Annotated in this window: 18 protein-coding genes; 9 read left to right on the forward strand and 9 right to left on the reverse strand. The window is 50.4% G+C overall.

From position 1 onward, the window contains the following. Positions 1-25: 25 nt before the first annotated feature. From V5T57_RS05590 to V5T57_RS05600, 3 genes are all read left to right on the forward strand, one after another. Positions 26-742 carry an SPOR domain-containing protein gene (locus tag V5T57_RS05590; RefSeq protein ID WP_332890184.1) on the forward strand — a complete coding sequence of 239 codons (717 nt, stop codon included), beginning with the start codon at positions 26-28 and terminating at the stop codon, positions 740-742. Positions 743-985: 243 nt separating this feature from the next. After that, the gene (gene secA / locus V5T57_RS05595; RefSeq protein ID WP_332890185.1) at positions 986-3,694 is read left to right on the forward strand and encodes a preprotein translocase subunit SecA; all 2,709 of its coding nucleotides are present in this window, start codon (positions 986-988) and stop codon (positions 3,692-3,694) included. Between the two features lie 142 nt (positions 3,695-3,836). Then, entirely contained in the window at positions 3,837-5,093 is a 1,257-nt protein-coding gene (locus V5T57_RS05600; RefSeq protein WP_332890186.1) for a glycosyltransferase, read from the forward strand. A 326-nt stretch (positions 5,094-5,419) separates the two neighbouring features. Here V5T57_RS05600 and V5T57_RS05605 read toward each other — a convergent pair whose 3' ends face one another. Beyond that, entirely contained in the window at positions 5,420-6,064 is a 645-nt protein-coding gene (locus V5T57_RS05605) for a protein-L-isoaspartate(D-aspartate) O-methyltransferase (protein ID WP_332890187.1), read from the reverse strand. Between the two features lie 138 nt (positions 6,065-6,202). On the opposite strand from V5T57_RS05605, the gene V5T57_RS05610 reads away from it, so the two are divergent. Continuing rightward, positions 6,203-6,895, forward strand: coding sequence for a class I SAM-dependent methyltransferase (locus V5T57_RS05610; RefSeq protein WP_332890188.1), 693 nt, complete (start codon positions 6,203-6,205; stop codon positions 6,893-6,895). A 122-nt stretch (positions 6,896-7,017) separates the two neighbouring features. Here the strand turns inward: V5T57_RS05610 and V5T57_RS05615 are convergent, their stop codons facing one another. The 3 genes from V5T57_RS05615 to V5T57_RS05625 form a co-directional block, all read right to left on the reverse strand. After that, positions 7,018-7,962 (reverse strand): GDP-L-fucose synthase family protein, encoded by a 945-nt coding sequence (locus V5T57_RS05615; protein ID WP_332890189.1) that lies wholly within the window; start codon positions 7,960-7,962, stop codon positions 7,018-7,020. Between the two features lie 161 nt (positions 7,963-8,123). Beyond that, complete coding sequence (locus V5T57_RS05620) at positions 8,124-9,524, reverse strand: radical SAM/SPASM domain-containing protein (RefSeq protein ID WP_332890190.1); 1,401 nt, start codon at positions 9,522-9,524, stop codon at positions 8,124-8,126. A gap of 232 nt (positions 9,525-9,756) precedes the next feature. Beyond that, the gene (locus V5T57_RS05625; protein WP_332890191.1) at positions 9,757-10,935 is read right to left on the reverse strand and encodes a glycosyltransferase; all 1,179 of its coding nucleotides are present in this window, start codon (positions 10,933-10,935) and stop codon (positions 9,757-9,759) included. A gap of 843 nt (positions 10,936-11,778) precedes the next feature. On the opposite strand from V5T57_RS05625, the gene V5T57_RS05630 reads away from it, so the two are divergent. Together V5T57_RS05630 and V5T57_RS05635 are read left to right on the forward strand one after the other, a co-directional pair. After that, positions 11,779-12,624: a hypothetical protein gene (locus V5T57_RS05630; protein ID WP_332890192.1), complete on the forward strand. Its 846-nt coding sequence runs from the start codon at positions 11,779-11,781 to the stop codon at positions 12,622-12,624. A 2-nt stretch (positions 12,625-12,626) separates the two neighbouring features. Then, positions 12,627-13,622, forward strand: coding sequence for a polysaccharide deacetylase family protein (locus V5T57_RS05635; RefSeq protein WP_332890193.1), 996 nt, complete (start codon positions 12,627-12,629; stop codon positions 13,620-13,622). Positions 13,623-13,629: 7 nt separating this feature from the next. Here the strand turns inward: V5T57_RS05635 and V5T57_RS05640 are convergent, their stop codons facing one another. From V5T57_RS05640 to V5T57_RS05650, 3 genes are all read right to left on the reverse strand, one after another. Then, positions 13,630-14,745, reverse strand: coding sequence for a S1C family serine protease (locus tag V5T57_RS05640; RefSeq protein WP_332890194.1), 1,116 nt, complete (start codon positions 14,743-14,745; stop codon positions 13,630-13,632). A 95-nt stretch (positions 14,746-14,840) separates the two neighbouring features. Beyond that, positions 14,841-15,086: a hypothetical protein gene (locus V5T57_RS05645; RefSeq protein ID WP_332890195.1), complete on the reverse strand. Its 246-nt coding sequence runs from the start codon at positions 15,084-15,086 to the stop codon at positions 14,841-14,843. Positions 15,087-15,128: 42 nt separating this feature from the next. Beyond that, on the reverse strand, positions 15,129-16,958 hold the full coding sequence (locus tag V5T57_RS05650) for a Na/Pi cotransporter family protein (RefSeq protein WP_332890196.1): 1,830 nt from the start codon (positions 16,956-16,958) through the stop codon (positions 15,129-15,131). A 442-nt stretch (positions 16,959-17,400) separates the two neighbouring features. Here V5T57_RS05650 and V5T57_RS05655 point away from each other — a divergent pair, with 442 nt between their 5' ends. From V5T57_RS05655 to V5T57_RS05665, 3 genes are all read left to right on the forward strand, one after another. Continuing rightward, positions 17,401-18,687, forward strand: coding sequence for a GAF domain-containing protein (locus tag V5T57_RS05655; protein ID WP_332890197.1), 1,287 nt, complete (start codon positions 17,401-17,403; stop codon positions 18,685-18,687). Between the two features lie 685 nt (positions 18,688-19,372). After that, positions 19,373-20,056: a TIGR00153 family protein gene (locus tag V5T57_RS05660; protein WP_332890198.1), complete on the forward strand. Its 684-nt coding sequence runs from the start codon at positions 19,373-19,375 to the stop codon at positions 20,054-20,056. Between the two features lie 35 nt (positions 20,057-20,091). Further along, a complete protein-coding gene (locus V5T57_RS05665; protein ID WP_332890199.1) occupies positions 20,092-21,360 on the forward strand; it encodes an inorganic phosphate transporter in 1,269 nt (422 codons plus the stop codon). 436 nt (positions 21,361-21,796) lie between these two features. On the opposite strand, the gene asnB is transcribed toward V5T57_RS05665, so the two are convergent. Beyond that, the gene (asnB, locus tag V5T57_RS05670) at positions 21,797-23,692 is read right to left on the reverse strand and encodes an asparagine synthase (glutamine-hydrolyzing) (protein ID WP_332890200.1); all 1,896 of its coding nucleotides are present in this window, start codon (positions 23,690-23,692) and stop codon (positions 21,797-21,799) included. Between the two features lie 4 nt (positions 23,693-23,696). Beyond that, on the reverse strand, positions 23,697-24,638 hold the full coding sequence (locus tag V5T57_RS05675; protein WP_332890201.1) for a glycosyltransferase family 2 protein: 942 nt from the start codon (positions 24,636-24,638) through the stop codon (positions 23,697-23,699). Between the last annotated feature and the right edge of the window lie 125 nt (positions 24,639-24,763).

The following is a 24,763-nucleotide window of genomic DNA, read 5'->3' on the forward strand; positions in this document are numbered from 1 at the left end:
CCAGATATAAAGCTGGAGAAGCGCCATGGGGCTGTTTCAGTTACACCACCGTTGGCAACGAACCACCGGTTGGATCATAAGTATAGGCCTGCTGGGTATGACGGGTTGTACCGCACCCATTCAGGAGTATCCCATTCACTACACAACACCGGGCGATCAGCAGCAAGCGATCGAAGAGGGTAAGCGTGCCTCATTAGAAAAAGAGGTCGATGAGGACCTTGAGCCTGCTCCGGTACTGGTGCCTCCTTCCTTTGAGGAGCCGCCCATCGTTGAGGTTGCACCTACCCCGCAACCTGCGGTTGCACCTGCTCCTATTGAAACACCCCGGGTGGGTGAGGTGGTTATTCCAGAGCCGGTAGAACCCACACCGCCAACCCGTATGTCTGAGTTGCAGCCGGTGGCGATTACAGCACCGGTAGCGCCACCTGTGATGAAACAGCCAGTACCCACGCAACGTCCGGTTGTTCAAACCAAACCAGTGCATGTGGAGCAGAGCCCCTCGATTACCAATGGGGATCTGTACTATGTGGAACTGGGGAGTTATGCCCACATGCTCAACGCAGATCGGTTAAAGCGTAAAGTTGAGCAGATGGGTATACCGGTTCGTAGCTTACCTTTACAGGTTAAAGGGACCAACTTTACCCGTGTTCGTGCCGGGCCTTTTCCCTACCGAGCGGAAGCAAGTTGGGCCGCCCGTGTTTTGACAAAAGAGGGGGTGGAGACCAAATTGGTCAAGGAGTGACCAGGTCTCTACACACTTTTGCCAGCCACAAAAAAAGGTGCCCTTGCTTAAGGGGCACCTTTTTCTTTTTTTGTACGACCGCCTTAAAATACATCCATTGGATCTGTTTAGGCTGCTTTTAAGCGGCTTCGATTGTGTCCAAGGGGCGGTACGTGCTATAAGATTTCTCTTCACACACGCGGTTTGAGCTGTTTGATGGATGTTGGTTCGCCGCACCCCTTTTAAGAGATAAAGAGACGACTGATGTTCTCCGCCATTGCCCGTAAACTGTTTGGCTCCCGTAATGACCGCTATCTGCGCACCTTGCAACCGCTGGTGGACCGCATTAATGGCCTGGAAAAGGAGTATGAGGCGCTTTCCGATTCGGAACTAACCGGAAAGACCTATGAGTTCAAGGCTCGCCTGGAAAAAGGCGAGACACTGGATGAACTGTTGCCGGAGGCCTTTGCTGTGGTGCGTGAAGGGGGCAAACGCGCCCTGGGTATGCGCCATTACGATATGCAGCTGATTGGTGGCATTGTTCTGCACCAGGGTAAAATTTCTGAGATGAAGACCGGTGAAGGTAAAACCCTGGTCGCAACCTTGCCGCTCTACCTCAATGCCCTCAGTGGTAAAGGGGCCCATTTGGTTACGGTAAACGACTATCTGGCCAGTCGTGATGCCGAGTGGATGGGGAAGCTCTATACCTTCCTGGGTATGACTGTGGGGGTTATTGTCCACGGTATTGAGGATGAAGCCCGTCAGGATGCCTATAAGGCGGATATTACCTACGGTACCAACAACGAGTTTGGCTTTGACTACCTACGGGATAATATGAAGTTCTCCCTTGAGGAGATGGTTCAGCGTCCCCTGAACTTTGCCATCGTTGATGAGGTTGACTCTATTTTGGTGGATGAAGCCAGAACACCGCTCATCATCTCCGGTCCCACCGAAGACAATACCGATAAGTACTATAAAGTGGATCGCTTGATCCCCTCTTTGGAGAATGAGGTTCATTACTCGCTGGATGAAAAACAGCGTGCGGTGACCTTTACCGAAGAGGGTAATGAAAAAATTGAAGAGCTCATGCGCAGCGCTGACCTGATTGGGGATGGCGATCTGTATGATCTGCACAATATTGAGATGGTTCACCATGTCAATCAGGCGCTAAAAGCCCACGCCATGTTTGAGAATGACCGGGATTACATCGTTAAAGATGGTCAGGTCATTATCATTGATGAGTTTACAGGACGTATGATGCCGGGCCGTCGTTTCTCAGATGGTCTGCACCAAGCCCTGGAAGCCAAAGAGCAGGTGGTGATTCAAAATGAATCCCAGACCTTAGCCTCCATTACCTTCCAGAACCTGTTCCGTCTCTATAACAAGCTGGCCGGTATGACAGGTACGGCCGATACCGAAGCGGCTGAGTTCCAATCCATCTATGAGCTGGAAGTGGTGATCATTCCCACCAATAAAGATATGGTTCGGGAAGACCGGGATGACATGGTATTCCGCTCCTTGGAAGAGAAGCTCAAGGCTGTGGCGGATGATATCAAAATCGCCCACGATAAAGGTCAGCCTGTGCTGGTGGGTACGGTTTCCATTGAGAAGTCAGAGATGGTCTCCCACTTCTTGAAGAAGCTTAAAATTCCTCATGAAATTCTCAACGCCAAACACCATGAGCGTGAAGCTGAGATCGTTTCACAGGCTGGGCGTTTGGGGGCGGTTACCATTGCAACCAACATGGCGGGTCGGGGTACCGATATCCAGTTGGGTGGTAATGTGGATATGCGGATCAAAAATGAGATCACCGCCGATACACCCGAGGATAAAAAAGCGGAACTGGAAGCCAAAATTCGTGCAGAGTGTGAAGAGGCCAAAGCCCGTGTGTTAGAGGCGGGGGGGCTACACATTATCGGCACCGAGCGGCATGAATCCCGCCGTATTGATAACCAGCTGCGTGGACGTTCCGGTCGTCAGGGTGATCCCGGTTCCAGTTGTTTCTACCTCTCCTTGCAAGATGACCTCATGCGTATCTTTGGTTCTGAGCGCATGGATGGCATGTTGAAAAAGCTGGGCCTGCAGGATGGGGAAGCCATTGTGCACCCCTGGATCAATAAAGCTGTGGAGTCCGCTCAGAAGAAGGTCGAAGGGCGTAACTTCGATATTCGTAAAAACCTGCTCAAGTTTGATGATGTGATGAATGAGCAGCGTAAGGTGATCTATGATCAGCGTAAGGAGTTGATGGAGAACGAAGAGATTCGTGACTACATCGATGAAATCCGCCAGGAGCTGGTTGAAGAGACGGTCAATGTTCACCTCTCCGAGGAGATCTATCCAGAAGAGTGGGATGCCAAAGCCTTTAAAGAGGCGATGATCCACCAGTTTAATCTGGATCTAGATGCCGAACCTTGGAAAAACGAAGAAGGGGTGACCAATCAGGTCGCCAAAGAGCGTGCGTGGGAGGCCGTCAAAGAGTATTCGGCTGCCCGTGAAGAGCGTCTTGGCCCTCCCCTGATGCGCTATCTAGAAAAATCAATCATGTTGCAGGTGCTTGATGCTTTGTGGAAAGAGCACTTGTTGAACATGGATCATCTGAAAGAGGGTATTCATCTGCGGGGGTATGCGCAGAAAGATCCGCTCAATGAATATAAGCGCGAAGCCTTTGAGCTGTTCCATATGTTGCTGGAGCGTATCCGTCAGGAAGCGTTGGAGTTCCTAAGCAAGGTTGAGGTGCAGCAACAGGAAGATGTTGCGGCCCATGAAGCTGAGCTGGCGGCAGCCCGTGAACAGCAGATGAATATGGATCATCCCGAGAGTGGTGCTTGGGCCGGTGAGGGTGGGGGTGAAGCCCCAGCCGAGGGTATGCCCCAAACACCCTTTAAGCGAGAGGGTGAGAAGATTGGGCGTAATCAACCCTGCCCCTGCGGCAGTGGTAAAAAATATAAGCAGTGCTGTGGTAAGTTAAGCTAAGAGATCGCTTGAACTAGGTGCTCTTACCCAGCGGGTGTGTCTGGCTGTCTGTGGCTTACAGGGTGGTTTTGCTACCCTGTAAGCCCAGTCTGCCCTTCGTTGGTATATCGGTTTTGTGGCTTCTACAAAGGAGGGCTCATACATGCGTAAACGCGTTTTGATGGTCGCCTTCCACTTCCCCCCGGCCATGGGCTATAGCGGTACGCAACGTGCCCTGAAATTTTGCCGATATCTGCCGGACTACCAGTGGGACCCTATTGTGCTTTCCGCGCATACACGCAGTTATGCGCAAACGAGTGATGCCCAGCTCTCTGAAATTCCCGAACAGGTTCCGGTTCACCGTAGTTTTGCTCTTGATGCCACCCGCCATCTGGCCATAGCAGGTCGTTATTTTGGCTTTACAGCCCAACCAGACCGTTGGCGTAGTTGGCGGTTGCCGGCCATTTGGCAAGGGTTACGGTTGATCAAACGTTACAAGCCAGATCTGATCTGGGCCACCTATCCCGTTGCGACCAGTCACCGTATTGCCCATACCCTAAGCTTGATTACGGGCCTTCCTTGGGTGGCCGATTTTCGGGATGGTCAGTGGACGGAGACTTTTCCTGTCAACGCTAAACTGCGTGAGACCTTTGCTACACTGGAAGCACGGCATATTGCCAGTGCCAACCGTGTGGTGGTCACCACACCGGGTATTCAACGGTTATACAGCAGCCGTTACCCTTTTTTGGACCCTGGCAAGGTGGTGGTTATTCCCAATGGTTTTGATGAAGAGAACTTCCAGAATTTAGAACCTCAAACGGCGCTTAATCCGGATAAGCCGATCCACTTGCTCCATAGTGGGGTGATCTATCCTGGTCAGGAAGAGCGGGACCCCGTGACCTTGATGGAGGTGTTGGGACGTTTGCACCGCCTGGGTGTGGTGGGGCCTGAGACCCTAAAGATCACCTTTAGGGGAAGTGGCATGGAAGCGCATCTGCAAAATCAGATTGATCAAAATGGTCTGGGCGATATGGTGCATGTGGCGCCAACGTTGCCGTATAGTCAGGCATTGGAAGAGATGGCCCAGGTCGATGGCCTGCTGTTGCTGCAGGGGGCCAACTTCAGCCATTTAATCCCTGCCAAGCTGTTTGAATATCTGCGTATGGGCAAGCCGATCCTGGCCCTGGCCGACCCTAATGGGGATGCCGCAGATCTTATGTTGGAGTCGGGTGTCACCACCATTTGGCCACTGCATGATACCAGTGAGATGGAAAATGCCCTGCCAGCTTTTGTGGAGCAGGTGCGCTGTGGTGCCGTGCCTGTTGCCAACCAAGATGCGGTTGGTCGTTTCTCCCGTCAGGCCCTGACCGGAGATCTGGCCACACTGTTTGATACCGTTGATATGAGTGACTTAAAATAAAGGGCCATGGGCTGTGATGGCCCAGCCGCCGCTCGCCTTCCCTTTATCCCCCCCCTAAAAATCGCTTTTATGCCCAGTTGCTGGAGCCTATGGGTCGCTGGAAGCTTGCGACAAGAGAGCCTTGTGGCAAAAGTGGCTGGTAGATGGACACCACGCCCGATCCCTGATCCGAACTGCAGCCAAGTTCCCCAGCCTTTAAGGTGGCTAATGGGCCATTGAAAGAGGCGTGTCAGCCTTGGTTTCATGGATGCAAAACAGAGAAAAATGCCCGCAGCGCGCGTCATTCACCATCCTATGCTCGTTAGAGCGATCATGACGGGTATGATTTATAAGGTGTGGTGTGTTTGGCTTGAGGTCAGCGGGACAAAACTAACCGGTAAGAGTGGGTGGGCCTGTAAGTGTCCCTGTATTTTTTCGTAGAGCATTAAGGTTTGATGGTGATGGGGGTTGCCCATGGGCACGATCATTTTGCCCCCTTCGGCCAATTGATCGATCCAAGCTTGGGGGAGGGTGGGTGTGGCCGCAGCGACGGAAATTCGATCAAAGGGGGCCTGTTCAGGCCAGCCAAGCTGTCCATCTCCGGTGTGAATGGTTAGGTGGGTCAGAGCCAATTCAAGGGTGGTTTGTTTGGCCTGTAAAGCCAGAGGCTCTAGGATCTCAATGGAGTAGACCTGAGAAGCCAGTTTTGAGAGCACAGCACCATGGTAGCCGCAGCCTGTCCCAATTTCCAAAACCCGGTGACTGACATCAATATCCAGTTTGTCACACATATAGGCCACGATGTAGGGCTGGGAGATGGTTTGGCCATGGCCGATGGGTAAGGGGCGATCTGCAAAAGCATGGTGTTGGATGTTTTGGGGAATAAATTGCTCCCGTGGTATCTGTTGCATGGCGGCCAACACCCTGGGATCAGACACCCCCCGAGCCTGTATCTGTTCCTGAACCATTTTTTCGAGGGGAGTGGGTGCCATGGAAGTGCCTTTATAGGTTGTTCGTCCGAACTCTCTCCATCTTGTGCCATATGGGGAGGGTGTCAAGCTTGCTGTACACATAGGTGGTGGGGCATACCTTTTAGGGTCGGTTCCTTTTCACCATAAGGAGGGGGTTGGATGAAGTCTGCACGTACGTTCAGTGACACTCTGCACCACTATATGTTGGACCACTCCTTAAGGGAGACAGAGCTGCTGTTTCGATTACGACAAGAGACAGCCCAGCACCCCTTTGCGATTATGCAGATCCCCCCGGAGCAAGGGCAGTTTATGGCCTTTTTGCTGCGGATGTTGGGCGCAAAAAAGGTGATAGAGGTCGGGACGTTTACCGGTTATAGCGCGTTATGTATGGCCATGGCACTGCCGGATGATGGGCACCTGGTCACCTGCGATATTCATGCGGAGTTTGCCGCCATTGGGCAGCCTTACTGGCATGAGGCGGGTTTGGAAGGGAAGATTGAACTCTGCCTTGGGCCAGCGGCTGATACCCTGGAAAACTTGATCCAAACAGGGGCTGTAGGCACCGTTGACTTTGTGTTTATTGATGCCGATAAACAGGGCTATGATGGCTACTACGAACAAGCCTTAACCCTGCTTCGGCCTGGCGGGGTTATCGCTCTGGATAATGTCTTTTTATTTGGTTCGGTGGTGGCCTCTGAGGCCGATGAACCGTTGCCCCATCGTATAGACCCGGCTGATGTAGAGGCTATGCAGAGACTCAACCGCAAGATTACCTATGATCAACGGGTGGAGATCACCATGCTGCCTATGGCCGATGGTTTGACCTTGGTGCAAAAAAAGGGTGCGGGTTAAAAAAACAGGCCTGATCACCCTCTTTAATAGGGATTGACCAAGCCTGGCTTTGTCTTAAGAAGTGCCTAGAGACGGGGGCTGAAAGGTTTAACCGGCTTGAAGTGGGCTCGGTACCGGCTCCACTATTTTTTACGCAGGCCATCCTGATGATCCAAGAACCATTGGTAGGCATCCTTTAACCCCGCCTCCAGGGTAAAGGCAGGGGACCAGCCCATCTCTTTAAGTTTGCTGACATCCAGGAGTTTACGGGGTGCGCCATCGGGCTTGCTGCTATCCCAAATAATCTCCCCTTCATACCCCACGGTTTGGGCAACCAACTCCGTCAGTGCTTTAATGGTTACATCCTCACCGGTACCTACATTGACCTGCTGCATGCCCGCATAATTCTTTAACAGATGAATGACGCCAGCGGCGAGATCATCCACATGTAAAAACTCACGACGGGGTGAGCCTGTACCCCAGGCGCTGACATGGGGCTGCCCCTCTTGCTGGGCTTTATGGAAGCGCCCGATAAGGGCTGGGATTACATGGGCGTTAAGGTCGTGGTAGTTGTCTTCGGGCCCGTAGAGGTTGGTTGGCATTGCGCTGATGGCGTTAAAGCCATACTGCTTGCGGTAGGCTTGGCAGAGTTTAATGCCGGCAATTTTAGCGATGGCATACCACTCATTGGTCGGTTCCAAAGCGCTCGTCAGCAGGCACTCTTCGGTCATGGGTTGCGGTGCCAACTTGGGGTAGATGCACGAAGAGCCCAAAAAGAGCACTTTATTGACCTTGGACCGGTAGGCGGCATCAATCAAGTTGGTGGCAATTTGGATATTGTCGCGAATAAACTCAGCCGGGTAGGTGCTGTTGGCATGAATACCCCCCACGCGGGCCGCCGCAATAATCATATAGTCCGGTTTGTGGTCGGCAACATACGCTTCCACATCAGCCTGGCGGCACAGGTCCAGTTCGTTACGGCCAGCCAGTAGTAGGTTTTCATACCCTTCACTGCGCAAATAACGGCACAGGGCAGACCCCACCATGCCACGATGTCCAGCGATATGAATTTTTGCGCCCTTATCCATGCCTTCATCCAACTCTTTGCAGTGTAAAAAATGATTAGGTCAAGATTGTCCTTCAAACCGTATAAGAAATCCACGTTCAAAACGTGATAGGTCGGCCAATAATAGACAAAAAAAAGCCCCCTGGCTGACAACCAGAGGGCTGGCACTGAAAATCAGAAATCTTAACAGAGGCAGCTATCGCCACCACAGCTGTTGCATTGGGTGTGAGATTCCAAGCGGTTAAGCAGTAAATCTTCAGCATGATCGGTGGCGCTCAGGCCGTTCCAGATCATATCCACCCCTTGTTGATGTACATTGCCCAGAGGCATGCGGGCATTGATATCTTTACTACAGGGGATCAAGGTGCCATCCCACAGCAGATTGAGTTGATAAAAAGGTTCACGGCACTTGGGTGTGGGGCTGTCATGTACCAGTGCCGCGGGCTCCATACGATCCACCAGGGGTGCCATCACTTCCGTAAGTTGGGGTGAACCCGCTTCATGATGAGGGTCCAGCACCAGGGTTATGGTCATGGTGTGATCGTCGGGTAAAGCCGCACGTTCTTGATGCAGCAGGGTCAAACCTTGCAACATACGTGTCCAGGACCCTTCCCCATGAATGGCATCAACCTCTTGGGCGCAGGTGCCTTCGGGAGAGATCTGTAGCGTGTCTGGTGGATTGCGCAGGAGCTTTTGGCGAACCGTTGTATCGGCCAGTAAAATGGCGTTGGTGCGTAGATGGACCTGAGCACCACGGGCACGTCCCATAGCAATCAGTTGATCCAAATGTGGATGCAGTAACGGTTCCCCAACCGCATGTAGATTTAAAGCACCACTGAGTATCACCCGTTGATCCACTTCGGGATGCGGCAGATAAGGCAGGGTCATTTGATGGGAGGCGCCATTCCAAGTGGTCAGGGCCTGCTCAAAGGTCTCCAATGCCAGTATGCCTTGGGCACGGGTCATCTCCCCCAACTGGCTTAGGGTACCCATACCTTGGTTGGTTGGTTCAACCTTAAGTGCAGGGGGTGAGGAGGGCCGGAAGTGAAAACGGCTGCGTCCACGGCTATCCCGATAGGGTTTAAGGCGCTCCATAAAGCGCACTTCAGGATCATCTCGCTCTACAACACTGCCCAGGGCATTGCGTAGGTTCATGGAGGTCCGTGCGGTACGGTAACCCATGTTACACAAGGCGTGGTGCAGATCTGGGTTGCTCTGTAGTGTGACCAGATGGTTCACCTGTCCACAGACCTGTAGCAACTGACCGCAGAACGCCTGCAAAAACATCAGTTGATCCGGTTGCAGCAGTACCAACTGTTCACGATCCTGCAACAGCTCCACCAGGTCCTGCCAACTGTTTAGACCAGAGAGCAGGTTACCTTGGGCGCAGTAGAGGTATCCCAGGGTGTAGAGGGCATGTAGATCCAGTGGTTCCTTTTCCAGTCGACGTCGGGTATCCACCTTGGCTGGGGTTATACTCCCCGCTGCGATGAGGTGAGCCATGCGTTGGGTGTAGGGTTGTTCCCCGCCACTCTGCATGGGTTCGACGCCGCCATGGACTTCTGCTTTATGCACAAGGGCCATGGTCATTCCTTTCAGACCAGGTGGGCAATTCCTGCCCATGTTTGTCATCCGTGGTTAAACCTTCATGGTTGCCATTGATGACCTAATCCCTTGCCAATCCTTGGTTTTTCTCGGCCTGCCGTGGCCTAATTGGGATCTGAAAAAGTGTCAACTTATGTAAGCAGGCAGCAGCTTTTGTGCCAGGGTGGCGTATCGGCAGGATGTTGGGTTGTATCTATTTGAAAAAGCGTGACTAGATCAATAGGTCCAGGAGCCACTCTTCTAAAGTGCTGGTTCGTTGGTCCCAGGTGTTTTGGGTCGCTACGTCGCGGCGGGTCTGGGGGGTGCCGACACCACCGGTGGTGAGTGCGGCCTCAATGGCATCGGCCCACTGCTGAGGATCGTGGGCAATGGCAGCGACATGGCTAAACTGGTTGGCGACCGCATGTTGCGCGGCGGCGACCACAGGTTTACCCGTAGCCAGATATTCATGCAGCTTAACGGGGTAGCCGTGTACCACCCAATCATCCGGGCGGATGCGATAGCAGATGGTATTAACGTCCATATGCTGGACATAGGCGGGGACATCCTGACGGGTTTTGGCCCCTAACAGGTGCACATTATCCAGGGCGCAGCACTGTGCCCATAGGTGCCGGGCTTGTTGATCCCGTTGGCTCTGTCCATTGAGCATGACGGGGCCAATAAAGACCCACTGCCAACGGCTGTAGCGGCTGGCCACATAGAGAATCATCTCCAGATCCAGTTTAGAGTTGACGGTACCAACATAGCCAATACGTGGACCGGGTATAGCAGCGAGGTCATCCGGGCAGGGGCAACCATCGGCCTGTATAAAGGGGTAGGGGTCGGCGCCGTTGTTGAGCAGTTTGGCTTTGCCTGGGCCGGGATCAGGCAGCTGTTCCAACATACCTTGAGAGGAGGTTGTAATCAGATCGGCCCGTTCAACCAGTTGCTGTTGATAAGCTTCCAGTTGCGGGTTCCAGCTATCCATAATGGAGAAGACATCATAGATATGATAGACCACATGGCGGGGGTTTAAACGCTCGACATAGGGCCAGAAAGAGGGATGAAAAAGAAATAGAATCTGCTGGCTGGGATCAGGCTGGCCCATCGCCTGTTGCATGCGGGCGATATGGGTGTTGAGTGCCCAAGTTTGCCACCATGCGTAGCGGCTCCAGGTGGGAAACCAACGTCCAGGCTGGTCGACCTGAACATGGTCGGTCTGTTCAATGTGGCCGAACCAACCCGCCTGTTGCCATAAAGGGGTGTCTCTTTGCCACACATTGAGGGGGCCATAGCTGTAGGTGACCGGCCAACCCCGCTGCCCCAGTCGGGACATCAGTTGTTGGCGGCTTAACCAACGGTCATGCCAACTATGGGGCGCCAAAGCCAGAATAGATGGGCGGTGCGTCATCGCTTTGGTTACTCCTAACCCCTACAAATACATAGAACTATGTGTAGTATTAGTGTAACCCGGTGTCGATGTGGCGTCTAGAAGCAATCGGTCTACATGGTTTGGGGATGTGAACCCCTTAAACATATAGGGCGGTAGCCCAAGATATGAGCCGCTCTAAACTTTTTCTGTAGCAGGGTCTTTATCTTCTTTATGCTTCTTGTTGGGTTCGCAGAGGATATGAAAGATGATACCCGAACAGAAAATGACAATACCGATGGTCGAGATCCAGGCCAGATCTTGCAGGGCATTGGCTTTACCCAAGAGAAAAAGGGTGCTGAAGATCCAAAACGTGGATAGACCCATACTGATTTGAAAACAGCTCATGGTAAACCTCAGTGGATGTGGCAGATTAGTTTGACCTATCTACCGATAAAGCAATTTGAATACCTTAAGGATGAGCAAAGGCATCGTCAATCTTTTTTAGCGCGATTAATTATGAAATTATTTTTGGTTATATCATGTTATGCCGTTATTCTACCCATAAATGAGTAGTATGTATGGATATGAGTATGAGTTTATGCATCTCTGTGAATGGGGTGGATAATGTGGGCTTTAATGTGATGGTTTAAAATAGAATGGGTACGAGCATCGTGCTTTTTTAAGGTGATCCTTTACCGGTTGATCAAAGTTTAGAGTAACCCGCGCTTCATTTTCTTCGATAAAAAAAATCAATACCTGTTAGGTGTGCATAACAAGATACCGAAATGGCGAACAAAGCAACGGTGGTGAAACAGTGGGTAAGTCATTACACTGCGCGGAGCAGAGATGATTTTAGTGGGATGGTAAAGAGAGTAGGCAAAAATGGTTGAGCTGTTACCCATAAAGGATGAGGATCTTCAAGGGGTGTGTGATTTTTTACACCGACAGATGAATCCGCGTATTACCCCTGATCAGTGGTATACGGCGTTCAAACAGCCTTGGATGGTGGATAAGCCGAACCATGGTTATATGTTAAGGGAAAAAGGTGATGTTGTTGGGGTATTGGCTGCCATCTATAGCCAGCAGCAGATCAATGGTCGCTTAGAGAGACTTTGTAATTTGACCAGTTGGCGTGTGTTGGAGCCTTACAGTGCCATGTCCATGGGGCTTTTAAAGGCGATTATTAAACAACCCGACCAAACGGTGATTGGGACCACGCCCAGTGAGATGGTATGCAAGATCTACAAACTACTGGGTTTTGAAATGGTTGCACAAACGCGTCGGGTGCTGCTGCCTCCACTGGGTTGGGATCCCAACGCTAAAGTCCTAATGGGGGATGCCGCCCGCGCCAGTTTACCCAAAGCAGAGCAACAGCGTTGGCTGGATCATGCTGACTTTGCTTGGCTGGATCAGGCGGTTCTGTTGGGTGGGAAAAATGAGGCGCCCTGTCATCTGGTTTGGCGTCGAGGGGTGTGGAAACGTCTACCCGGTGCGGTGCTGATGCATGTGGGTGCTGCAGAGACCTTTGTTGCTCATCATGGTATGTGGTCACGGTGGTTGTTGGGCAAAGGTTTGCCCTCTGCCCATGTAGAGCAGCGTTTGGTGCCGACATTGACCAAAGGCCGGGTCGAAGATTACGGTATGGCTATGGGCTTAAAAAGTGAACGGTTACGGCCAGAGCAGTTGAGCTACCTGTATACTGAGCAGGTCGCGTTACCCCTGGAGTAGCGATGATGCATTCCGCCATACAGCTTAAACCTCTCAGTAAGGATCACCCCCCCATGTTGCAAGTGGTGGTGGATACCGAAGAGGTGTTTGATTGGCATGCCCCCTTTGATCGGGCCCAGACCGATGTTTCACATATGCGCCATGTGCACCGGGTGCAGGAGATCTTTGACCGTTATGGTATTAAGCCGATCTATGTTGTGGACCATCCTGTGGCTTCACAGCCCCAGGGTTATGAGCCCTTAGCCGCACTATTGGCCCAGGATCGCTGTATGATTGGTGCACATCTGCACCCTTGGGTCTCGCCACCCCATGATGAGGTGGTTAATACCCACAATGCATATCCGGGTAACCTACCTTATGCTTTGGAGCAGGAAAAACTAGAGCGGCTGACGCACACCATTACAGCCAATTTTGGCCAACGACCGGTTATCTATAAAGCAGGACGTTATGGCTTTGGGCCAAATAGTGCGGAGATTTTGGCTGAGCTGGGCTATCACATTGATCTAAGCCCCTCACCAGGATTTGATCAATCGGTCGACGGTGGGCCAGACCATAGCCGCTACCCATATACCCCTTTTACCTTTGCCGCGGGTAAACAGCGGCTGCTCTGTCTGCCCACCACCGGTGGTTTTATGGGGGGGCTGCATCGCTGGGGGCCATACCTGCAACCCTATCTACAAAGTACGTGGGCTCAGCCTCTTAAACTGGGGGGGATTTTCTCTCGGTTGGGGTTGCTCAGTCGATTGCGTCTTTCACCTGAGGGGTTCGAGCAGGCTGACTTGCAACAATTGACACAGTGGTTGATGGGTAAAGGTGAACGTCTGTTTACCTTAAGCTTTCATTCACCCAGTTGGGAAAAAGGCCATACCCCTTATGTGCAGAGTGAGACCCAGTTACAGGAATTTTTGAACCGTATTGATCGCTATTGTCATTTTTTTATGCATGAGCTTGGTGGGGTGTATCATACCCCTGCTACCCTGCAACAGATGCTTAAGTAGAGGCTGTTTAGGGATTGCCCAGAATCACAGGTACCTGCACCGTCTCACCCTGGCGCCATACGGTAACCAATACTTTATCCCCAACCCGGTACTGCTCTAAGATCTGCTGTAACTCACCTATATTCTTAACTCTTTGCTTGCCAATGGCGGCGATCACATCCCCTAAGACAATACCTCGGTTTTCCAGCCGGCTGGCATGAAGGCCCGCATGGTCAGCGGCTGATCCAGACTCAATACCAAGAATTAAAATACCCTCAACATCCAAGCGACTAAGAATCTGTTCACTGGTTTGGTCGCTGGCTCGAATACCCAAACTTGGGCGCTGGTAACGACCTTGGGCAATTAACTGGGGAACAACCCGGTTAACCACATCAACGGGTACCGCAAAACCAATACCGGCATAGGCACCTGATGGGCTGAAAATGGCGGTATTAATACCAATTAAACGCCCTGCACTATCCAGCAGCGGGCCACCAGAGTTACCGGGGTTAATGGCGGCATCGGTCTGAATAAGATCTTCAATGGATCCACCCTCTTCATTATCAATGCTGCGCTCCAGAGCAGAAATGACACCGGTGGTTAGGGTATGGTCCAAACCAAAGGGGTTACCAATGGCAAAAACCTTCTGCCCAACTTGCAGGTTATGACTTTCCCCAATGGGAAGGGGAGGGACCATGCCTGCACCGGCATCAATCCGCAATACGGCCAGATCATGTTCTGGGCTTGCCCCCACCAAAACCGCATTAAAACTGGATTGATCAGAGAGGCGTACAATAGCCTCTGTAGCTTTTTTAACCACATGCCAGTTGGTCACAATATGGCCTTGGTTGTCCCATACAAAACCCGAGCCCGTACCTTGAGGGGTCTTAAGAATATTGCGGGTCCAGTAGTCGCGTACATGTTTGAGCGTGGTGATATAGACAACGGAAGGCTTGGCCGCTTTGAAAATATCAATGGTGTTACGTTCATCATCTGCCAGGGTGCCACGGGCGGTAACCGCACGGGGCTCAGCCTGAAAAGAGATTAAAAAACGTTCCAGCATTGGACCAAACACAACGCCAGCTAAAAGAAACAGAACGGCCCAAAAGAATAGGGTCTGAAGACGTGAGCTTGGACTACGCATCGTATATACCGGCTATGATGAAGAATAAATAGAAAGAGCCCAGCGATTATAACAAGCGCTGGGCTCTGGATCCATTCTGGTTCTCATGCCGGGTGTTAGTGTTTTAAACCTCGGCAGATCTTATTCGCTTTTTTCCAGTGAGTCTGGAGTACACGGAGATCTTTTTCCAACCGTTTTTTGTGCTTCTCGTTTTTCTCTTCAGCAATCTCTTCCTGCAGCTTTTTTTCTTTCTTTTTAAGCTTTTTCAGGACTTCTTGCATATCCTCGCATTGATCTTTTTGCTTGGATTTTTTTGCGTCAAACAGACCTTCCAGGCGGTCTAATGCTTTGCCCAGCTTCATCCCCACATCTCCTCGGTAAAAATAGATGATCCGGGGTGGTCATTATGAACCGTTCTGTGCCCCCCCGTGATCCATAACCGTTTCTAGTTCCTCATCGCTCAAGGAAATAGCACGCTCAGCGTCACGCAGTCTCTCTTCATTAAACGGTACAAAAACAGATTCGGCAACTTGAATCAGTCGTTTGGAGATGTCATAAGCATAAGCACTGTCATTCATCAGTGATGTTGCCATCTTGTCCGTGATCTCTTTATTACGGATAAGGTGGTCCAAATTGTCATTGGCCAGTACATCACTGTCTTCAATGCGCACACGCAGAGTATCCAAAGAAAGCACCGTTAGTGTATCACTTTGCTCAGTGGCTTCAAGTCGTACTTCAGCCAGTGAGCGAAGTAGATCCAGCATCTGCCCACGGATTTTATCATATTCATCACGAATGGCTGGATTATCAATGTTGGCATAGCGCACCAGGTTTTTGCGCATATGTTTGACATCTTTAATCGCCTCAACCACTTTTCGGCAGGCAACCCGCTGTTCAAACAGCCGGGAGGCCATTTCTGACGACATGTTAAACTCTGGTGTGCCGGAGAATTCAATGATGGTGCCGTATAGACCCTTAATGCGTTGGTCATAGAGCTCATCCACATCCATCTCCATCACTTTACGTCGCTCTTTGACCAGATCACAGGCATCGGTGGGGTGGTCGATGTCATTATTTTCCAAGTTGAGCGCTTGAAGAGAGATGCCAACGGCATTGTCATAGAGGTGAATGACCTCTTTACGTAGAGACTCCAAAAAGGCTGCTGGGATGCTGCGGTTGGCATCATGCAGATATTGGGCGGTAACCAGATCCTGTTGCTTGTCTTGTAAGGTGCGCTCCAAAAAGGTAACCAACCAGCCTAACCAAGGGAGCATGACCAACAGCCCCAACAGGTTAAACAGAGTATGGAAAACAGCCAGTTTTAAGGTGTAATCGGTGGCGGAAATTCCCACATAGCTACTGACCACATCAACAGCCTGTGAGATCTGCATCATAAAGACGATGGCCAGCAGACCTGTGGCAATATTGAAAATTAGATGGGCCATTGCCAATCGTTTACCTGCCACGTTGGCACTTAAAGAACCAATGATGGCCGTGATGGTTGTACCGATGTTGGCACCAATGGCCAAAGCCAAGGCATTTTCATAGGTAATTTGGCCAGCGGCCAAGGCTGTAATGATCAAGACCAGGGTCGCGTGGCTGGACTGCATAACAACCGTGGCAAAAACACCAATACCGGTAAAGAGCAATAATCCTTTTAAACCACCTACTGCAAACTGAGAAAGGTCGATGGAAGATTTAAAGGTTTCAAAGCCCTCTTTCATATGGTGAATACCCAAGAAGAGCAGCCCTAAACCCACCAGAATGTAGCCGATACCGCGCCAAGCGGGTGTCTTTTGGAACAATCCAATCACACCAAAAACCAACATGGGCATGGCATACGCTGAAATTTTAACCTTCAGCCCCAGGCCAGCCACCAACCAAGCACCGGTGGTGGTGCCTAAGTTGGCCCCAAAGATAATACCAATGCCCTCTTGTAGGCCCAGTAAACCCGCGCTGACAAATGAAATGGTAATGACCGAAACCAGTGAGCTGGATTGCATTAATGTTGTACTGACAACACCAAAGCTCAGTGACTTCCAGGTTTTATCTGTGGTGTGACGCAGGATTTTTTCCAGAACACCGCCTGAGAATATACGGAAGCCCTCCTCCATGGAGACCATGCCAAACAGGAAGATGGCAACACCTGCGGCAATTTCCTTAAAATCAGGGCTTACCCAAAAGCCATATGCCAGAAGAAGACAGATAATAGGCAGGAATATTTTACGGATCATAAGGCCACTCTCAATATCATTAACACAAACGTAGATAACCGGTATGGCATGTCATGCAACACAAGCATAGAAAGCCTTAAGATATATGCTTCTTCATATGTTTATGTATGCAACGACGAAGGTTGGGAACCAGAACAAATCGTGGTATGTCCAATATCAAAAATAGCAAGAACTCCATCATAAAGTCACATAAAATTTACAAACACGACATGTTGATTTAGAATGAGTGCGTTCCATATCGCAAAATAAGTAGCACTATTTAAGTATGGAATGCTTTTTAAGGTTATAAGAACACCTAAATATTCAATAGCATATGCCATTATGACAGGGTGGTATTTGAAATATGGGGTGGATTGTTACCGGTGAGACACATGCAGATCAAATGATTGTGTTGTGCTTATCGTACGAAGAGACATTGTTTTGCTAAAGGGAGGATGGACAGATGGAGGAAGTTGTGTTGCAAACGCAGCCATTCTCTGCCCATAAAGAGTTAAAGGGTGTGCGCTACCCTCAGGATGCTGTATTCAGGGACCTGATTGTCACCGGCCCCCCCGGATCGGGTAAAAGTACGTTGATTGCCTATCTGGATGGATGGCCTGACGAGGGGATTATTGACCTAACGCAGAAGGATTGGTGGAAATCACCAGCCCTGCATATGCGTCCGCGTGAAGTTCATTTCCTTATCCCCTTTGTCGGCTTTGAAAAAGCGGTGCCGGTCTATGAGCTGGATGAACTGGATGATCCCGATTTTTTAGAGGTCGACCTGTTCCGTATTATCTTACCCCCCCGCAAAACAGGACCTTTTGCAACGGATTTCCGTAGTCGGTATCTGTTTGAGTTTGTTTTGCCTGATGCTCAGCTCATGTTCAAACGGCGCCAACAACGGGCAAAAGCAGGTAGTCACACTGTAGATCAAGGGCTTAGTTTGGCCAAAGTGCAGCATGAGCTGGCCGTCTACCAAAAGCTTGCGATGTTTATGCATCAAGCTGGTATGCGTATTTTGATCCGTGAAGATGTGGATGCCCCTCCGGTTGCCATTCATAATGCCCAGGCTTTTTCCATTCAGGAACGCCACCTCTCATCCAAAGAGTTGTTGCAGACCATGGATCAGGTGCAGCTGCGCCAGCGGGTACTAAACCGTTCCTGGAGCGAGCGTGCCAACAAAGAGCTATTGGCACTGTTTGTTGAGATGGTACCTAAAGCTCTGGATGTAGCCTCTTGTGCTATTTTTATTCGTCAGCAAGATGGCGACGACTTCTGGCTGGCCTGTGGCAGTGATGGGGATCAAATGCCACTGCTTGCCCAAGCGACAGAGGGGCAAGCGCCGGGCTGTGCGTTAGTTTCTCGTGTCATACGTGAAGGGGTCTACCATGTGGTGGAGCCCATGCCTCATGGACTGAATTCACCATCCAAGGATGTGTTGCCTGAAACCCGCAATGCGCTGTGTGTCCCCATTGCTCACCTTTCAGGACAAGGGGCTTCTGGGGCGATCTTAGTACGGAATACGTTGGGTGAACGTGATTTTCGTGAGTCTGACCGTCTGTTTTTGGAGCGACTGTCCCAGCATCTTCAAACGGCTTCGGAATCACTTTTCTTGCGTCAGGAGTTGTTGGATTTTTCTCAACTCCTCTCTCAAAAAGTGCAGAGTTCGCAGTGGATGGTCATGGTCATTGCTTTTTTGTTGATGGCATTGCTGGCAGAAACCGCTTTGTTGTTGCTTATTGGGTAAAGCGGTTTAACACACCTGTGCTTGGCCATTTTGCGCAACTCAGGTATTATCCTGTGTTATGCCCCATAGCATAGGTTTATGGTAACCCGTGCGGGCGGCAACCCTTGTGTGCTTGCCTGGGCCCCATCCCCCCCCCTGTTCGTCCATCTCTCTCGTTTGTTTCTTCGTACGCTTGATCTGAACAATGCCCCGTGAGCACCTCTTTCGTTCCTGAGCTGCGCAACATCGACCCACTCCCCTTTTGTACAAAAATGCAGACCATGCTGATCGTAATGAGAAGCGAAACGCCTCGTTGGTGTTTTTTTATCGCTTAATTCTCCTTTTCTAGATGTGGATTTCACCAAAAGATGCTTATCTGAACTATTGCGGCTAGATTTTTCTGTAAAATCATCACAAAAAAATGCGAATGACGCAGAAAAGTCACAGAAAGGTGAATAAGACTGTCACATTGTCAGGTCATTCTAGTGTGGTGTAGAGTTTCTCATAACGATAAAAACCAGTTGGCGGGTCGTTTTTTCGGTGAATGGGGAGGGTTCTCATGAATGCTGACCTCTCTCAATTTCGGAGGACCATTCTGACCAGCTTGGTAAAGGATGCAGGGCACCATCTGTGACAGATGCTGTTATCGGATTATGTGTCCATTCATTTCAGTTCAGTGACTTTGACTAAGAGGAGAGGCAGATCCATGGGCACCACCAATCCGTTGGCCTCGCTATTGGGGCGATCACCCTTTAAACCGATGCAAGAGCATATGCGAACCGTTGTCACTTGTGTGCAGCAGGTCCCTGATCTGTTTAAGGCACTTGAGAACAATGATCGTGATGCATTGAATAAGGTTAAAGATAAAATTTTTGAGTTGGAAAATAAGGCCGATGATCTGAAAAATGATCTTCGAGCCCATCTGCCTAACTCGCTGTTTATGCCTGTTGCTCGGCGAGATTTGTTGGAGATCCTGGATATGCAGGATGCCATTGCAGATACCGCCCAGGATATTGCAGGTCTATTGACCCTGCGTGAAGATCTGTCACCGCCAAGTGGTATGTGTGCCCAGTTTGCTGAACTCTCTGTGCGCTGTGTGGCAACCTGTGAAAAGGCAGGTGAAGCCATTGAAGAGCTGGATGAGCTGCTTGAGACAGGCTTTGGTGGTCGTGAGTCTGAGTTGGTTGAAAAAATGTTGAAAGAGCTCAGTGATCTGGAAGATGAGACAGATCACTTGGGTATCGCTTTATGTCAATCCCTGTTTGCCCGTGAAGATGAGATCAAACCGGTGGTGACAATAATGCTCTACCAGATGATCCGGGACATCGGAAATCTGGGGGACTATGCCGAGAAGGTGGGCGATCGCCTGCGCCTTCTTATTGCACGCTAATCGGTAACTGATCAGAGCAGTCAGGGGATCTCTCTATGGAAATTATTCAGGAACACGGCACAATCTTCATGTTCATGGCCATTATCTTTGGCCTGTATATGTGTTGGGGCATTGGTGCCAATGATGTGGCAAATGCCATGGGTACCTCGGTGGGCTCAGGGGCCATCACCGTTAAACAGGCAATCTTAATTGCCGCCATTTTTGAATTTGCTGGTGCTTTCGTTGCCGGTGGTCAGGTGACCAAAACCATTCGTAAGGGGATTATTGATCCGGAGCCCATTGCGGCCAACCCGGAACTTTTGGTCTTCGGTATGTTAGCGGCCCTTTTGGCGGCTGCGATCTGGCTGATGGTTGCCTCAACCAAAGGTTGGCCTGTATCCACCACCCACACCATTGTTGGTGCCATTGTTGGTTTTGCCATGGTCGGCATTGGGATTGATGCGGTGAATTGGGGCAAGATCGGTAAAGTTGCCGCTTCATGGATCGTATCACCCATTATCGGTGGCTCCATCGCCTATATGTTGATGGTCTCTATTCGAAAATTGATCTTGAATACAGATAACCCCTTCAAAAAAGCCCAGCAGTGGGGGCCTATCTATGTCTTCATGGTGGGCTTTATCACCGCTTTGGTGACCTTGTGGAAAGGGTTGAAACATCTGAAGCTTGACTTCACCATGGTTGAGAGCTTCTTGCTCTCCAGTTTGATTGGTCTAATCGTTGCCCTCGTCGGTAAGCGTATGATCATGAAGGTTGAGATGGATGAAAGTGCCGATCGTGAATACCACTACGCCAGCGTAGAGAAGGTATTCATGCCGATGATGATCTTTACCGCTTGTGCCATGGCCTTTGCCCATGGTTCAAACGATGTGGCCAATGGTATTGGTCCTTTGGCTGCGGTTGTTTCCATCGTTCAATCCAATGGTGAAGTTGCGCAAAAAGCTGGCCTGCCTATTTGGATTCTGCTGCTTGGTGGTGGTGGTATCGTCATCGGTTTGGCCACCATGGGTTATAAGGTGATGCAAACCATCGGTACTAAAATTACGGAGCTGACACCAACCCGAGGTTACAGTGCGACTTTGGCCTCTGCGGTGACCGTGGTTTTGGCTTCTAAAACCGGTATGCCTGTTTCGACCACACAGATTGCTGTGGGTGCAGTGATGGGTGTGGGCTTTGCCCGAGGTATTGGTGCGTTGGATATGCGGGTACTGGGCGGGATCTTCCTCTCCTGGCTGGTTACCTTGCCTGCTGGTGGTCTGTTGGCTGCTGGTATCTTCTTTATTATCAAAGGAATCTTTGGTAACTAAAGCTGACGTACAGCCCAATTGAATAAAAAACGCGGTGGTCGCAAGATCACCGCGTTTTTTTTAGGGCACGATGGGCCTTTTTTAAAATCCCCTGTGGTGTGTAGGCGGTTTACAACGGTTATGGCAGGTGATCACGTACTGTGAGCTTGTGTGCGGTAAAGCCTCCAAAGGGTTGGCCGCTTTGGGGTAGGGCTGTAAAAGGGTGGGGCTTGATCTGTTAATCTTGCTCGGTTGGACGATGCCTCTTTATGCCATTTAGGGCTGTTGGTATGGCAAAGTCTTGAGGATGGTTTGGGTGGGATAAGCATCGGCAGGGTGAATTTTTTAGGCTTCACCGATCAGGTGGCATAACCCTACGCATGAGCAGAAAAAGATCACCTGTTCATCGTGGGGTCTGTTGTGCATGAATAACCTGCTGTTGGGTTGGATGCAGGTATCACCGGGATCTGGTGTAGAGCTTGTGGTTTTCTAACCAGAGTCGAAAGCAGGTTATGCGCCACAGCAGGTTTGGGGCAGAAGGGCCAATATGTTGGGCGTAGCTTGCCCAGGTTTGAAAGGGCTCTGGTAGGGCAACGGGTAGAAGTGCATGCTTCTCCAGCTGGTGAATGGTTTGTTCCAGAGTACGGCGAAGTTCACCTTCCCACAGTTTGGTGCTGTCTGGAATAAAGCCTTGCTTAGGTCTTTCAAATAACCTCTTGGGTAAATGCTCAGCAAGGAGTTGATGAGAAAGGACCTTACTCAATCCCTTCTGTGAGTCATAGCGGTTTTCTTTGGGCAGGGACAGCAACCACTCCATGAGTGTGTGATCTAAAAGCGGTTCTCGCACTTCCAAACCATGGGCCATGCTGGTCCGGTCAATTTTAACCATGAGATTTTCGGGTAGGTAGAGCATTAAATCCAACCGTCCCACCCACTCCAGGGGATCGTGGATCTTGGAGAGCTCACCGCTTTGCCATGTAAAACTCTCTGCCAACGGCTCCAACTGCATAGAGTCCACAACAGGATAGCGGTTTATCTGATGACTATCCTTCCATCCTCGCATGGCAAGCCATTGAGACATTCTGTCTTTTTGCGCAATGGTAACCGCTGTTGCCCTGCACGTGGGGCGTATGCGGGGTGCCCAAAACCCAACCAGTTTTCGCATCCAAGGGGGTAACCGGTTCCATGGGTTGAGTTGCTGCATTTGATGGTGCCATGAATAACCAAATGCCGCTTCATCTCCACCATCCCCCGAGAGCACAACCTTGGTATGTTGGGCAACTTGCTCGGTTAGGGAGAGGGTAGGGAGTAGAGATTCATCTGCAAAAGGTTCATCAAAAACGGTGAAGGCTTGTTGCAGTGCATCCAGGCTGTCACCTAACTGAAATTGAATATTCTGCAAGCCAATATGTTCGGTTATCTGTTGGGCATAGGTTGATTCATCCAGCGCACTCCCCTTAAACCCCATGGTATAGCTGGTTATATCCCCCCCGGTTAATTGGCCAGAGAGTAAGGTCACCATGGTCGAGTCGATCCCACCACTCATTAAGGTTCCTACGGGTACATCACTGACCAGACGATAATCAACCGCCTGTTCCACATGGGCTTTATAGGCATTCAGCCGGTCGTCTGCACTCAGGTGGGTCGTATTGGGTGGTATGGATGCAATACTGTAATAGGGGGTTTGTGTACCCACGTCTACCTTAGAGCTGTTCCATTGAATGCTCATATGGTGACCTGGTAACAGTTTGGCCACATTTTTTAAAATAGAACGGGGTGAAGGGATATAGCCCAACGTTAAGAAATTACGTACAGAGATTGGATCAACCTCCAAAGAGGTCATGGGCAATTTTCTTAAACTATGTAGATCCGATGCAAAACAGAAATTCTCCTGATCATATGTATAACAGAGCGGTTTAACCCCAAAACGATCACGGGCTAAAATGAGCCTGTTGTTTTGGGGATCCAGCCAAGCGAAGGCAAACATACCATGCAGTTTTTGTAGGGCCGCGATCCCCCAACAGTTTAATGCTTGGAGTAAGACCTCGGTATCACTGGTCGAGTTGAAGCGGTAGTTAAGTGCTTGGAGCTCCTGTTTAAGCTCACGGTAATTATAGATTTCGCCATTGAAAGTAAGCAGAGAGCCTTGTTCGGCCCGCATGGGTTGATAACCCCCTGCGCTGAGGTCCTGGATGGCCAACCGGGTATGTCCCAAAACCCAATGTTGACCTGCTTCTAGCCCTTCTCCATCAGGACCGCGTGGACGCAACGCCTTAAGGGCGGGCATGGTCTGCGCCTTAGCTTGCTTTGGTTCCGCCACGCCTGGTCCGACCCAGCCTAAAATCCCGCACATGAGCTTAGTCCCACTTACTGGGCATAGGAGGCATAAAGCGTGTTGAGATAGGAAACTTGAGTATGGAAAACCAAGATAGGTTGAGATAGCGTTTCATATTGATAGCTCTACGTAGTTGCCGATATCTAAACAGAGTGAAAAAAATATCCTTACGGTAACTGCGCTGTACGTTATGCCAAGCCCATTGACGTTCTCTGTTGTTAAGGGGGCAGTCGTTATGCTCCAGCGCTTCTTGTTGTATTTGCTGATGCATACCCAGCTTTTTTTCCCGATTAAGGGATTTTTCCTGACCAGGGTGGGTCCGGTCCCAAGCTAGTGCGGGGGGGGTGGTTAGCAGCGGGTAATGACGGCTCAGTTTCAGCCAGATCTCATGATCACCCACATGCCGTTTACCACTGAACCCGCCAATCTGACGGAAGGCATCTGTTCGTATAAATGCACTATTGGGGGAGCGAACAAACAGGTTGTAGTGGAAAAAATTGATAAAATAGGCTTCATAGGGTGAGAGCAGGATGGGATGAGGGCGGTTAACAAAACTGTCTTGTGAAAGGGCGTAACCTGCCTCTGGGTGCTCCTCCATCAAAGAAACCAAATAGGCCAAGCTATGGGGGTAGAGGTGGTCGTCGGAGTCTACATATTTTAAATAGCGACCTCGGGCCAACTCTGCCGCACGGTTGCGGTTGGGGTAGTCCCCTAAATTGGTCTCATTGCGGTATACATGAATACGATGGTCTTTTTCGGCATAGCGGCAGCACAAATCGTAGGTGGCATCCAGAGATCCATCATCAACGATGATCATCTCCCAGTCTGTATAGGTCGACTGAATGACGCTTTCAATGGCTTCTCCAACAAAATCCTCACGGTTATATGCGGTAATCAAGATGCTAACCGTTGGATCAGATGGAGAGTGGGATACGCCATCCATCGCGTGTGGCAATGTGCCCATCTAAAGTTTACTCCAGCTTAAGAGTCATTGGGAGTTAGGCTCTGGCGAAGGCAAAGCCTAAGGACCGGATGCGTGATAGTCGCGCTCGATCTCTCTGCGATCATAGCCACAACTCTATCATAACC

This window comes from Magnetococcus sp. PR-3, assembly GCF_036689865.1.
Taxonomy (GTDB): Bacteria; Pseudomonadota; Magnetococcia; order Magnetococcales; family Magnetococcaceae; genus Magnetococcus.

Coding starts and splice junctions, on each gene's coding strand:
- V5T57_RS05590 (WP_332890184.1), top strand. CDS start 26: ATGGGGCTGTTTCAGTTACACCACCGTTGGCAACGAACCACCGGTTGG.
- secA (WP_332890185.1), top strand. CDS start 986: ATGTTCTCCGCCATTGCCCGTAAACTGTTTGGCTCCCGTAATGACCGC.
- V5T57_RS05600 (WP_332890186.1), top strand. CDS start 3,837: ATGCGTAAACGCGTTTTGATGGTCGCCTTCCACTTCCCCCCGGCCATG.
- V5T57_RS05605 (WP_332890187.1), bottom strand. CDS start 6,064: ATGGCACCCACTCCCCTCGAAAAAATGGTTCAGGAACAGATACAGGCT.
- V5T57_RS05610 (WP_332890188.1), top strand. CDS start 6,203: ATGAAGTCTGCACGTACGTTCAGTGACACTCTGCACCACTATATGTTG.
- V5T57_RS05615 (WP_332890189.1), bottom strand. CDS start 7,962: ATGGATAAGGGCGCAAAAATTCATATCGCTGGACATCGTGGCATGGTG.
- V5T57_RS05620 (WP_332890190.1), bottom strand. CDS start 9,524: ATGGCCCTTGTGCATAAAGCAGAAGTCCATGGCGGCGTCGAACCCATG.
- V5T57_RS05625 (WP_332890191.1), bottom strand. CDS start 10,935: ATGACGCACCGCCCATCTATTCTGGCTTTGGCGCCCCATAGTTGGCAT.
- V5T57_RS05630 (WP_332890192.1), top strand. CDS start 11,779: ATGGTTGAGCTGTTACCCATAAAGGATGAGGATCTTCAAGGGGTGTGT.
- V5T57_RS05635 (WP_332890193.1), top strand. CDS start 12,627: ATGATGCATTCCGCCATACAGCTTAAACCTCTCAGTAAGGATCACCCC.
- V5T57_RS05640 (WP_332890194.1), bottom strand. CDS start 14,745: ATGCGTAGTCCAAGCTCACGTCTTCAGACCCTATTCTTTTGGGCCGTT.
- V5T57_RS05645 (WP_332890195.1), bottom strand. CDS start 15,086: ATGAAGCTGGGCAAAGCATTAGACCGCCTGGAAGGTCTGTTTGACGCA.
- V5T57_RS05650 (WP_332890196.1), bottom strand. CDS start 16,958: ATGATCCGTAAAATATTCCTGCCTATTATCTGTCTTCTTCTGGCATAT.
- V5T57_RS05655 (WP_332890197.1), top strand. CDS start 17,401: ATGGAGGAAGTTGTGTTGCAAACGCAGCCATTCTCTGCCCATAAAGAG.
- V5T57_RS05660 (WP_332890198.1), top strand. CDS start 19,373: ATGGGCACCACCAATCCGTTGGCCTCGCTATTGGGGCGATCACCCTTT.
- V5T57_RS05665 (WP_332890199.1), top strand. CDS start 20,092: ATGGAAATTATTCAGGAACACGGCACAATCTTCATGTTCATGGCCATT.
- asnB (WP_332890200.1), bottom strand. CDS start 23,692: ATGTGCGGGATTTTAGGCTGGGTCGGACCAGGCGTGGCGGAACCAAAG.
- V5T57_RS05675 (WP_332890201.1), bottom strand. CDS start 24,638: ATGGGCACATTGCCACACGCGATGGATGGCGTATCCCACTCTCCATCT.